The 11821-nt window shown below is 67.1% G+C and carries 10 protein-coding genes; 1 reads left to right on the top strand and 9 read right to left on the bottom strand.

Translation table 11 applies throughout. The features are described 5' to 3' along the window. Positions 1–276: 276 nt before the first annotated feature. The 8 genes from gnd to DCO49_RS17340 all read right to left on the bottom strand — a co-directional run bounded on the left by gnd (position 277) and on the right by DCO49_RS17340 (position 8965). Positions 277–1182: a phosphogluconate dehydrogenase (NAD(+)-dependent, decarboxylating) gene (gene gnd, locus DCO49_RS17375; RefSeq protein WP_108747384.1), complete on the bottom strand. Its 906-nt coding sequence runs from the start codon at positions 1180–1182 to the stop codon at positions 277–279. A 10-nt stretch (positions 1183–1192) separates the two neighbouring features. Then, a complete protein-coding gene (locus DCO49_RS17370; protein WP_116865062.1) occupies positions 1193–2446 on the bottom strand; it encodes a hypothetical protein in 1254 nt (417 codons plus the stop codon). 2 nt (positions 2447–2448) lie between these two features. Continuing rightward, a complete protein-coding gene (locus DCO49_RS17365) occupies positions 2449–3129 on the bottom strand; it encodes a DUF2242 domain-containing protein (RefSeq protein ID WP_116865061.1) in 681 nt (226 codons plus the stop codon). Positions 3130–3309: 180 nt separating this feature from the next. Continuing rightward, on the bottom strand, positions 3310–5487 hold the full coding sequence (locus tag DCO49_RS17360; RefSeq protein ID WP_116865060.1) for a carboxy terminal-processing peptidase: 2178 nt from the start codon (positions 5485–5487) through the stop codon (positions 3310–3312). Positions 5488–5802: 315 nt separating this feature from the next. Further along, entirely contained in the window at positions 5803–6813 is a 1011-nt protein-coding gene (gene lipA, locus DCO49_RS17355) for a lipoyl synthase (RefSeq protein WP_116865059.1), read from the bottom strand. An 18-nt stretch (positions 6814–6831) separates the two neighbouring features. Further along, complete coding sequence (gene lipB, locus DCO49_RS17350; protein ID WP_116865058.1) at positions 6832–7542, bottom strand: lipoyl(octanoyl) transferase LipB; 711 nt, start codon at positions 7540–7542, stop codon at positions 6832–6834. After that, a complete protein-coding gene (locus tag DCO49_RS17345) occupies positions 7530–7808 on the bottom strand; it encodes a DUF493 family protein (protein ID WP_116865057.1) in 279 nt (92 codons plus the stop codon). The genes lipB and DCO49_RS17345 overlap by 13 nt, the downstream gene beginning before the upstream one ends. 164 nt (positions 7809–7972) lie before the next feature. After that, positions 7973–8965 (bottom strand): CsgG/HfaB family protein, encoded by a 993-nt coding sequence (locus DCO49_RS17340; protein ID WP_116865056.1) that lies wholly within the window; start codon positions 8963–8965, stop codon positions 7973–7975. Positions 8966–9241: 276 nt separating this feature from the next. Here DCO49_RS17340 and DCO49_RS17335 point away from each other — a divergent pair, with 276 nt between their 5' ends. Next, entirely contained in the window at positions 9242–10300 is a 1059-nt protein-coding gene (locus DCO49_RS17335; protein WP_116865055.1) for a lipid A deacylase LpxR family protein, read from the top strand. 150 nt (positions 10301–10450) lie between these two features. On the opposite strand, the gene DCO49_RS17330 is transcribed toward DCO49_RS17335, so the two are convergent. After that, positions 10451–11668 (bottom strand): D-alanyl-D-alanine carboxypeptidase family protein, encoded by a 1218-nt coding sequence (locus DCO49_RS17330; protein WP_116865054.1) that lies wholly within the window; start codon positions 11666–11668, stop codon positions 10451–10453. Between the last annotated feature and the right edge of the window lie 153 nt (positions 11669–11821).

Below are 11821 nucleotides of genomic sequence, written 5' to 3'. Positions count from 1 at the left end.
CCCGTAAACCCATCCATGGGGGCTTGGTCGCGGCATCCATGCCGCTCACACCCCCTCAACCGGACCCACCCCGCCTTCGACAGTTTCCTGCAGGCTGTTGGAACCTGCTGCTGATGGTGGGTGCTTTTGGTGGGTGCTGTTGGTGGGTGCCGACCGTTGGTCGGCACGGGATCGGATCTGGTAGGTGTCGACCTTGGTCGACACGGTAGAGCCACGCCATGCGTGGATGACGTGGTATCGATCGGAATGTGTTTCCGCGGCCTCCCGTTGCGGGGCTTACGACTTCTTGATCGCGTGGCCGCCGAATTCGTTGCGCATCGCCGAGAGCAGGCGGTCGGTGAACGAATTGGATTCGCGCGAGCGCAGGCGTTCCAGCAGCGACAGGGTGATCACCGGTGCGGGCACGTCCAGGGCAATCGCTTCGGCGACGGTCCAGCGGCCTTCGCCGGAATCCTCGACGTACGGGGCGATGCCATCCAGCGACGGATTGCGCTTGAGTGCTTCGGTGCTCAGGTCCAGCAGCCACGAACGCACCACGCTGCCGTGGCGCCAGACTTCGGCCACCTGGGCCAGGTCCAGTTCCATCTCCTGCTTGCGCTCCATCAGCGCGAAGCCTTCGGCATAGGCCTGCATCATTCCGTACTCGATGCCGTTGTGGACCATCTTGGTGAAGTGGCCGGCGCCGGACGGGCCGACACGGCCCCAGCCGCGGTCTTCTGCCGGTGCCAGGGTGCGCAGCAGCGGCGCGACCTGTTCGACCACCGATGCTTCGCCACCGACCATCAGGCTGTAGCCTTCCTGCAGACCCCAGACGCCACCGCTGGTGCCGCAGTCGACGTAGCCCAGGTCATCCTCGGCCAGCGCCTTGGCGCGGCGGATCGAGTCCTGGTAGTTGGAGTTGCCGCCGTCGATGACGATGTCACCCTCAGCCAGGTGCGGGGTCAGCTGGCCCAGGGTCTGGTCGACGGTCTCGCCGGCCGGCACCATCAGCCACACCACGCGCGGCACCGGCAGCGCGGCAACCGCCGCGGCCAGCGAATCGACGACCTCCAGGCCGGCCTCGGCGGCGCGCTGGCGGGCACCTTCGCCCGGGTCGTAGCCGACCACGCGGTGGCCGCCGCGATGCAGGCGTTGGGCCATGTTGGCGCCCATGCGGCCGAGGCCGATCATTGCAATGTCCATTGTTTCACCTTCAGTTGGAGTCTAGGGTCAGGCTGCCTGGCCGGCCGGTCGCCGCGCAGTGGCGCAGCTGCGCCTCGCGCCAACGCCGAAAGAGCGTGGTATGCAGATTGTGCAACGCCAGGTCGATGGAAAACGACGTGCGTGGGTTGCGGTCGAGCAGGCGGATGATGTGGTAACCGATGGGACGTATACCGCGTGGGTGCACATAGATCACGAACTGCTGGTAGAACGGATCGTCCAGCAGCTGGTCCATCCGCGCCAGCGTGGCCTGGAAACGCGGTTGCAGCTGCGCGCGCAGGCTGGGGTCGCGTTCGTACAACAGGCGTTCGAAGTAACGGCGGCCGAGCCGCGGAATGCCCTGCGCAAGCGTCCAGATCTCGGCGTTGCGCTGGTCGTACCAGGCCAGCCCGCCGTGCGTGGCCAGCGCCTGCGCCGCGTCTGCGCCCACGTCGACGACGATGAAATTCTCGGCCTGGTTGCTCAGGTCGTCCAGCGTGGCGACGTCGCCCACGTGTTCAATGAAACCGGGCACGCCGAGAAAGGCGGTGCGCCCCATCGCTGCGGTGCGCACCGCCTTGCCATCAGCGAAGAACTCACCGGCTCGCGTGCCGAGCAGGATGCTGTCGGTGTCGTGCAGGCCCAGCAGGGTGCCGATCGACAACTCACCGGGCGCGAATTCGGCATCGAAGGCGGCATCGCCGTACAGCTCACGCTGGGTGGCCAGCTGTGCGACCTGGCGGCCCACGCCACATTCGGCGCGCACGCTGCCGGTGTAGAACGCATCCAGCGCGCGGCTGTTGCCGGTCAGCGGCGTGTAGCCACGTCCGAAGCTGCGGGTGTTCTGCCAGCCCTGCGCAGGCGCGCCGCGTGCGCCGAAACCGATCCAGCCCAGCTGCAGGCCGCTGAAGCGGAACCCGGGGTTGTCCTGCAGCGCCTGCGCCGCGCGTTGCGCCGCTGCGCCCAGCTCGAAGGTGTAGGCGCAGAGCGTGGCCGGGTCGTCGAGCAGACGCTGCAACAGGTCCTGCCGCGCGTCGTCCGTCATCGACGCCGGCCAGCGCACCTGCAGGTCGCCGGCCTGCTGCGCGGCCTGCAGCGACGCGCGCGTGCAGACCGGTCCGCCGTGGATGCTCGGCGCTTCAATCGTGGCAGTTTCGAAGCGCCAGCCCAGCCGCTGCAGCAGGCCCTGCGCGCACGCGCCGGTGGAGGCGCTGCCAAGCACGGGCCAGCCCAGCAGCAGGGCCAACCCCAGCGCCCTGACCCTCATCGTCAGCCCTGTTCGGCCGCGGGTTGCGGGACTGGCTCGTCAGGTCTGGGGGTGGCCGGCGCCGCGGGCGCAGGGGCAGGCACAGCCGCCGGTGCCGGCTCCTGCACCGCCGCCGGTTGCGGGGCGGGCATAGGCGTCGGCGTCGGCTTCGCCGCTGCGGCCGCCGGCAGATACTGGTGCAGGCGGTCGAAGAAGCGGCGGTAGAAGTCGGAATCAGTGATCGTGCTGCTGGCAACTTTCACCAGCGAATCGTCGTTGCTGCCGAACGGCAGCGACACCGAGCCCAGCGCACCCACGCCGACGCTGGCCGAGGTCGGGCTCTTCTTCAGCGCATAGCGGTCCTGCACGGCGCTGACGAACACCAGCGCCTGCTCGCTGCCACGGGGCGCGCAGGAAATGCGCAGCACCAGCTGCTCATGGTCGTCCTCGCGTACCTGGAAGTTCTTGTTGCCTTCCACCTGCCCATCGTCGGCACGCGCGATCGCATAGCCCTGACTGAGCAGGGTGCGGCGTGCCGCCTCACATGCCTCGGCCGGGCGGCCGTCGACAGTGCGCGAGAAAGTGTCGCCCGAATCGAAGGATTCGCGCAGCAGGCTGTTGTCGGCAGCACGGCCACCGCAACCGGCCAGGACCAGGGTGCTGGCCACGGCCAGCAGGGACAGCGAAAGACGGGAGGCCCGCATGGGTACTCCTGCGAGAACGGAAGCCCCAAGGGTAGACCCGGGGCCGTGTGCGCCAGGTCGAAGCCCCCGCCCCCGTTGCTCCCGGTTCATCGACGCCCGCCGGGCATGGCCCGGCGCTACCGGAAAAACAAACGGGGCCGGCAGTGCCGGCCCCGTGGGGTACTTCACGTCAGCGGCGGGTCAGTCGGCCCAGCGGCCGGCGCCGGTGGACTGCGGCAACACCTGGGCCGACAGCGGGCGGTCGGTTTCCAGCAGGTTCACCGCATCAGACAGGATCGAGGCCGATTCACGCAGCAGCGGGTCCGGGCGCTTCTCGGCGGCCTTCTCGCGGGCGGCATCCTTGACGATGTCGCGCTCGTTGCCGGTCAGGCCGTCATCGCTGCTGTCATCGGCCAGCGGGTCCAAGGCCAGGCCCAGTTCCTTGCGGATGACCTGGCGGTCCTTGCGCTGCTTGTCCTGGCGCTCACGCTCGGCCAGACGGGTGGCTTCGTTGAGCGAGACATACTTCTTCGCTGCCTCGGTGCGGAACTGCTGCACGTCCTCGTTCCACCACTGGAATTCCCTGTCGGTGGCGATACGGGCTTCGTGGCGCGTTTCCAGCTTCGGCAGCAGCGGCGCGAAGTTGCCGTACTGGGTGTGCGGCACGGCAGCGATGCGGGTCCACGGCAGCGCGTTGTCGTAGGTGCTTTCGCCGAATTCGGTCGCATCGACGCTGGCCGGGAAGGCCAGGTCCGGCACCACGCCCTTGTGCTGGGTGCTGCTGCCGCTGATGCGGAAGAACTGGGCGATGGTCAGCTTCACCTGGCCAAAGCGCTGGGTCTCGCCACTCGGCCAGCGGTCCAGGTCGACGATGTTCTGCACGGTGCCCTTGCCGAAGCTGGTTTCACCGATGACCAGGCCACGGCCGTAATCCTGTATGGCACCGGCGAAGATCTCCGACGCCGAGGCCGAGCCACGGTTGATCAGCACGGCCAGCGGGCCGTCCCAGGCAACACCCTGGTTGCGGTCGCTGTTGACGGTGACGCGGCCACCGGATTCGCGCACCTGCACTACCGGGCCCTGTTCGATGAACAGGCCGGTCAGTTCGATGGCTTCATCCAGCGAACCACCGCCGTTGTTGCGCAGGTCCAGCACCACGCCGTCCAGCTTGTCGGCCTTGAAGCCAGCCAGCAGCTTGGTGACGTCGCGGGTCGCCGAGGCGTAGTCGGCAGCGTTGCGGCGGCGGCCTTCGAAATCCTGGTAGAAGGTCGGCAGCTTGATCACGCCCACCTTGCGCTCGGGCTGGCCATCCTTGCCCGGGATGGTCATGGTTTCGCCCTTGGCGGCCTGTTCGGCCAAGCGCACCTTCTGACGGGTCAGCAGCAGGGTGTGGTGCTTGCCGTCCACGCCGTCCTCGGCGGAGATGAACTCCAGGCGGACCTGGGTGTCCTTGGCGCCACGGATCTTGGCCACCACGTCATCGATGCGCCAGCCGATCACATCGTCCACCGGCCCGGACTTGCCCTGGCCGACGCCGACGATGCGGTCGCCCGGCTTGAGGGTGCCGTCCACGGCGGCCGGACCACCGGCAATGATCTCGCGGATCACCACCATGTCGTCCTGGCGCTGCAGCTGCGCGCCGATGCCTTCCAGCGACAGCGACATCGCCTGGTTGAAGTTCTCGGCGGTGCGCGGGGTGAAGTAGTCGGTATGCGGGTCGACGGCGCTGGTGTAGGCGTTCATGAAGAACTGGAAGACATCCTCGCCCTTCAGCTCGTTGACGCTCTTTTCCAGCGTGGCGTAACGCTTGTCCAGGGTCTTGCGGATGTCGTCGGACTTCTTGCCGGCCAGCTTCAGGCGCAGCCAATCGTTCTTCACCGACTTGCGCCACAGCTCATCGAGCTCGGCGTTGCTGGCCGCCCACGGCACGTCCTTGCGGTCGTATTCGAAGCGCTCGTCGGCGGTGAAGTCCGGTTCCTGCTTCAGCAGCTTGCGTGCGTAACCGACGCGCTCGCCGACGCGCTGCTTGTAGACGGCGAACACTTCAAAGGCAGGCTCCAGCTCGCCGCCACGGATGGCGTTGGCGATGCCGGCCTGGAACGGCGCGAAACGGGTCACGTCGGCCTGGGTGAAGTACTGCTTGCCGCCGTCGAGGGTTTCCAGGTAGCGCTTGAACACGTCCTTGGAGGTCGCCTCGTCCAGCGCGCGCGGCCGGTAGGCGTAGCGGCTGTCGGACAGCAGGCCGTAGACCAGCTTGGAGGTGGTGACCTGGTCGGCGGTCGCGGCCGCCGGCAGCGCCGGCGAGTCGGCCTTGGCCGCCAGCGCCAACGGCGCGACCAGCGCCAGGGCCATCAGGAATGCGGGGGCTTTGAATTTCATGGACGTGCTCGAAGGCGCCTTGCCAAGGGGGAGACTGCAGGGTGTTCAGACACCACGACAGTGCCGAAAGTTGCCGTGTTTGTCACCCGGCCGCGTTCGGTGGAAATCCAGCCTAGCGGGGCCGGTGTAGCAAATTGTGAATGGCCGGGAAGCGTCCCCCGGGACACCGGCTGTCAGATTGCCGATGGCATCGGGTGGAGAGCCCCCTGAGTCAGGGGGCGGCTGCGAAGCGGCGGGGGTGTGGGTGGTGGTAAGCCGGGGCCCACGATGTGCACAGCGCATCGTGGGAAGCGGTAGCGCGCATCGCGCAACCGCTTACCGGACGCCGGCGCCCTTGGCCTGGACGTCGGCGTGGTACGACGAGCGCACCATCGGGCCGGAGGCCACGTGGCTGAAGCCCAGCTCGTAGCCGTAGTCTTCCAGCGCCTTGTAGTCCTCGGGGGTCCAGTACTTCAGCACCGGGTGGTGGTGCGCGGTCGGCTGCAGGTACTGGCCGATGGTGATCATGTCCACGTCGTGCGCGCGCAGGTCGCGCATGGTGGCCTTGATCTGCTCGAACTCCTCGCCCAGGCCCAGCATGATGCCGCTCTTGGTCGGCACCGACGGGTGCTGCGCCTTGAAGTTCTTCAGCAGGGTCAGCGACCACTGGTAATCCGCACCCGGGCGCACATTGCGGTACAGGTCCGGTACGGTTTCGATGTTGTGGTTGAACACGTCCGGCGGGTTCTGCGCCAGGATCTCCAGCGCGCGCTCCATGCGGCCCTTGCCACGGAAGTCCGGGGTCAGCACTTCGATGCGGGTGCCCGGCGACTTCTCTCGGATGGCGGTGATGCAGTCGACGAAGTGCTGGGCACCGCCGTCGCGCAGGTCATCGCGGTCGACGCTGGTCACCACCACGTACTTCAGGCCCATGTCGGCCACGGTCTGGCCGAGGGTGGCCGGCTCATTGGCATCCGGCGGCTTGGGACGGCCGTGGGCCACGTCGCAGAACGAACAGCGACGGGTGCAGACCTCACCCAGGATCATGAAGGTGGCGGTGCCGTGGCTGAAACACTCGTGGATGTTCGGGCAGCTGGCTTCCTCGCACACGGTCACCAGGCGGTTCTCGCGCAGCTTGGCCTTCAGGTTCTGCACGGCGTTGCCCGAAGGAATGCGCACGCGGATCCAGGACGGCTTGCGCAGCACCGGTGCGTCGGCGAACTGCACCGGCGAACGGTTGATCTTGTCCCCGCCCATCTGCTTGACGCCCACCTGCAGCGGCGCGGCGGACGGAAGCTCGGCCTGCACGATCTGCAGGGGAATGGTGCGGGCGGTGGTCTCAGTCATGGCAGTTCCGGGGGGCGGTCAGGCGGCCGCAGAAAGATCGGGCAGTTCGGGCGTGGGCTGCAGCAGAAGGCCAAACTGGCGGGCCAGATGGTCCAGCAGCACCGGCTTGACGGCGTCCATCCCGGACGGGCCTCCCAAGTCTACCACCGAGGTCACCTGCAGCCCCTGATAGCCACAGGGGTTGATGCGGTGGAAGGGTTCCAGGTCCATCGACACATTGAAGGCCAGGCCGTGGAAGGTGCAACCGCGGCGGACGCGGATGCCGAGGGCGGCGATCTTCGCATCGCCCACATAGACGCCCGGCGCACCATCACGGCGCTCGGCACCGATGTTCCATTCGCCGAGGGTGTCGATGAGGGCCTGTTCGATGCGGCAGACATAGTCGCGCACACCGATGCCCAGCCGCGGCAGGCGCAGCAGCGGGTAGACCACGATCTGGCCGGGGCCGTGGTAGGTCACCTGGCCACCGCGGTCGACGTGCAGCACCGGGATATCGCCCGGCGCCAGCACGTGTTCGACCTTGCCGGCCTGGCCGAGGGTGAACACCGGATCGTGTTCGACCACCCACAATTCGTCGGCGTCGTCGTCGGTACGCTGGTCGGTGAAGCGCTGCATGGCGCGCCAGACCGGTTCATAGGCCTGGCGGCCGAGGTCGCGCACCACCGCAGGACGGGCCGGACGCTGCCCGGGGGCAGGTTCGGCCGCGCAGTGGGTGGCTACACCGTCCACTTCACTTCCGGGTGGTCGCGCAGGGCCTGGTGGGCCACGTCGTACTGCTCGCGGTTCTCGGCCCGGAATACCAGGCGCACCGAGACGTACTTGCCGTTGGATGAATGCTTCCAGCTGATGCGCTCGTTCACCACATCGACGCCTGCAGCACTCAGCAGGCTGGGAAGCTCCTGCTCCAGGCCACGGTTGGCCGGGCCCATGGCACTGAGCTCGAACTGACCGGGGAACTGGAAGCCGTGTTCGGGGTTGTCGGACTTGATTTCCATGGACCCATTATCGGGCCGCAGGGCGACAAACCCAAGAGTATTCATCAAAGCCAGAGCGCGCACCGGCGGACTGCTGGGTTGCAGTCCCCGCCCTGAAGAGCCCGGCCCACCCGCACCAGTGGACGGGGCCGACCCGCTGGCCGCTGGGCCAGCGGGCCCGGTGCTTACTTGGCCAGTTCCATCAGGGTGGAATTGACCCAGCCTTTGTTGCCCATTTCGTCTTCCACTTCCCACATGGAGCCTTCCTTCACACCGGTGGGATACAGCAGCATGCCCGGCTCAAGCGCGCGCACGGGTGCGCCGGTGCCCTTGGCATTGGCAAGCAGGCGGCCGGGCTTGAGCATGGTCACGGCCTGGGCGACATTGGACGCGGCAGGGTTGCCGGACAGACCACCAAGCTCGCCGACCAGGTTCGTATAGGCCTGCAGGTAGGCCAGGGTGATGACCTGGCCGATTTCGGTGTTGGTGTAACCACCCAGGCCCATTGCTCCGAGGCCACCGCCGGTAAACAGGCCACCACTGGCGCCCCAGCCCAGATCAGTCTTCTTGGAATTGCCCTCGGCCAGCGCAACCTGCTCGGACGAGCGCACATCGGTCAGGGTCAGGGTCACATCGGCGGTCTTGCTGCGCAGGTTCAGACCGCTGGCAATTTTGCCGGCGTTGCCGCCGATGAGACCGCCAATCAGGCCGCCCACCGCATTGCCGCTCGCGTTGCTGTTCTGCGAGATCAAGTCCGGAACCAGTACGTAGTCAGCAGCACGGATCTGGCCCTTGCCGATATTGGAACGACCACGCAGCTGCCCCTCAGCGGCCAACGCGCGTTCGGACTGCGCCGCAGACATGCCCACGCCGCGGTCGACCAGCGTGAAGCACCTGGATTTATTGACAAAGACCTTGATGAGCTTGGACGGCGCCGGCAATTGCTGGCCGGTCCACCAGTTGACCGAATCTTCCGGCTCGATCACTGCAATGGTGCCCAGCGGCTTGGCGCACACCGGAATTTCGGCCTGTCCTTTTTTGCTTTGATCCTGCGCCGAGGCGCGACCTCCGCCGAAAGCATCACGCAGACCGGCAGACGCCGGGGCGCTGACAGCAGCGAGACTGACGCCCACCAGCACACACGCCAGCGCGTGGTCGAGCACGTTTGATCTGTTCATTTCAGTCGTCCAGTGCCCTGCCGTCGGCAAAGCACAATCCATGGTTGAGAAAGGGTTGGTAACCGGGTCCTGGCGGCGCCTCCCCAGGCGCCCGCGCAGAGCATAGAGCAGGTCGAATCCGACCACAACGCGCCCGGAAGAGGCAGCCTTCCCGCCAGCCCCGGCGCTGGAACACACCGGTGAACGCCACACCCTCGTTCCATCACACGGGGAGGAGTACCGTGCCGTTGCATAAAAATGCTTCCTCCTTCTCTCCTGCCGAGAATCATCCCATCCATGCGTACAATCGCCGCCTTGGGGCTTACCGGACTGATCGCCGCCGCCCTGCCCCTCACTGCCCATGCCGCCGCGCTGTGCGGATCCGATGCAATGAGTGAGCACCCGCCGCAGGTCAATTTCCGCGTCGACAACGACCTGTTCGGCGCCAAGGACCAGGACCAGGGCTATACCAACGGCGCCCAGCTGACCCTGGTCTCGCCCAACTTGGTGGACTACACCGATGACCCCTGCCTGCCGCGCCTGGCCCGCTGGGTGAACCGCCATCTCGAGCGCCTGCACCCGGGTGAGTTCGAGCAGCAGAACATGATCTTCAGCCTCGGCCAGGGCATCTATACGCCCACCGACTTCACCCGCAAGGACCTGATCGAGGATGACCGGCCGTATGCCGGCGTGCTGGTGGCCAGCTTCGGCTACAACGCCCGCCGCGGCGACCGCCTGCAGACCACCCTGCTGACGCTGGGCGTGGTCGGCCCATGGGCGCAGGGCAAACAGGTGCAGAACGCGGTGCACGACCTGCTGGGCGACGAGAAATTCCAGGGCTGGGACAACCAGCTGCACAACGAACCGGTGGTGATGTACACCCACGAGCGCATGCGCCGCTGGCCGGGCGATGCCAGCGTCAATGCCGGCGGCTGGGGCTGGGATGCGATCAGCCATTACGGCGGCTCGATCGGCAACCTGGAAACCAAGGCCAACTTCGGTGGTGAAGTGCGCTTCGGCTGGAAGCTGCCCGACGACTTCGGCAGCACCCCGCTGCGCCCGGCCGGTGAAAACACCGCGCCGACCCGCGGCGGCAAGCCCAGCGGCTGGTCGTGGCACCTGTTCGCCACCACCGATGCAGCCTGGGTGATCCGCGATATCACCCTGGACGGCAACACCTTCCGCGACAGCCACAGCGTCGACAAGCGCCACGTGGTGGCCTACGGCGGCTACGGCATCGCGGTGATGCGCGGCCGCTGGAAGTTCGCGATGGCGCGTTACCACAGCACCCGCGAGTTCAACGGCCAGCGCGAAGCCCCGGTGTTCGGCAGCTTCACCATCAGCCGCTCGATTTAAGGCTGATGGTAGTGCCGGCCACTGGCCGGCTCCCGGTATGTACGGATGGGTTCATGGGGAGCCGGCCAGCGGACGGCACTACCAGCATCCTCGCGAAACAAGAAAGGCCGGCTTTCGCCGGCCTTTTCATTCACCACGCCGGCGCGTGGATCATTCCGATTCCCACCACATCCAGAAGCTGTCCCACAGGCGCTTGAAGAAGCCGGCCTGTTCGACGGCGGCCACGGCCACCAGCGGGGCTTCGGCGACGACCTTGCCATCCAGGGTCACTTTGACGGTGCCGATCTGCTGGCCCGCGGTGAACGGCGCTTCCAGGGTCTTGGGCACATCGATGCTCGGCTTCAGGTCGTTGTAGCGACCGCGCGGCACGCTCACCAGCATCGGCTGGGCCACGCCCAGCTGCACCTTGTCGGTGGCACCCTTCCACACCTTGTGCTCGGCCACGGCCTTGCCCGGCTCGTACAGGCGGTGGGTTTCGAAGAAGCGGAAGCCCCAGTTGAGCAGGGCCAGGCTGTCATCGGCGCGCTGCTTTTCCGAAGAACCACCCAGCACCACGGCGATCAGGCGCTGGTCGCCACGCTGGGCCGAGCTCATCAGGCAGTAGCCGGCTTCGGAGGTGTGGCCGGTCTTGATGCCGTCCACGCTGCCATCGCGCCACAGCAGCAGGTTGCGGTTGGGCTGCTTGATGTTGCCGACCTGGAATTCCTTCACCTTGTTGTAGGCGTAGGTTTCCGGGTAGTCACGCACCATCGCGCGGCCCAGCAGCGCCAGGTCATAGGCGGTGCTGTGGTGGCCCTGGGCGCTCAGGCCGTGGGCGTTGACGAAGTGCGAGTCCTTCATGCCGATCTTGGCGGCGTAGCTGTTCATCAACGAAGCAAAGGCTTCCTCGCTGCCGGCCACGTGCTCGGCCAGGGCGATCGCGGCGTCGTTGCCGGACTGGATCGCCATTCCCTTTTCCATGTCTTCCAGGCGCGCGGTCTGGTTGACCGGGAAGCCGCTGTAGCTGCCGTCGGTGCCGGCGCCGCCTTCGCGCCAGGCGCGCTCGCTCATCATCACCTGGTCATCGGCGCGGACCTTGCCGTTCTTGACCTCGGCGGCGACCACATAGGAGGTCATCACCTTGGTGATGCTGGCCGGGGCCAGCTGTTCATGGACGTTCTCGCCCGCCAGCATCTGGCCGGTGGCGTAGTCCATCAGGATCCAGGCCTTGGACGTGCTGGGCACCGGGGCCGGCGGCGTGGCGACGACAGCCGGGGCGGCGGCGGCAGCGGGCGCCGGGGTGGCCGGGGTCGGCAGCGGCGTCTGGGCGGAAGCCAGGCCAACCACCAGGGTGGCGGCCAGGGCGGTGGCGGCGGAACGGAAATTCATTGGACTGCAGGCTCCAGGGGACGGCCAGAATGGAGGGTGGTTCGAACGACCATTGTAAGGCCGGTGTGACAGGGCCCGGCAGCACCGGCCCGGGCGGATCAATCCTTGACGATCTGCGGCGAACCCAGGCCGCGACCTGCGATGCGGCCGACA

The organism is Stenotrophomonas sp. SPM (genome assembly GCF_003105135.1).
Taxonomy (GTDB): Bacteria; Pseudomonadota; Gammaproteobacteria; order Xanthomonadales; family Xanthomonadaceae; genus Stenotrophomonas.
Note: the sequence above shows the minus strand (reverse complement) of the source record. Positions and strands in the feature narration are given on the sequence as shown.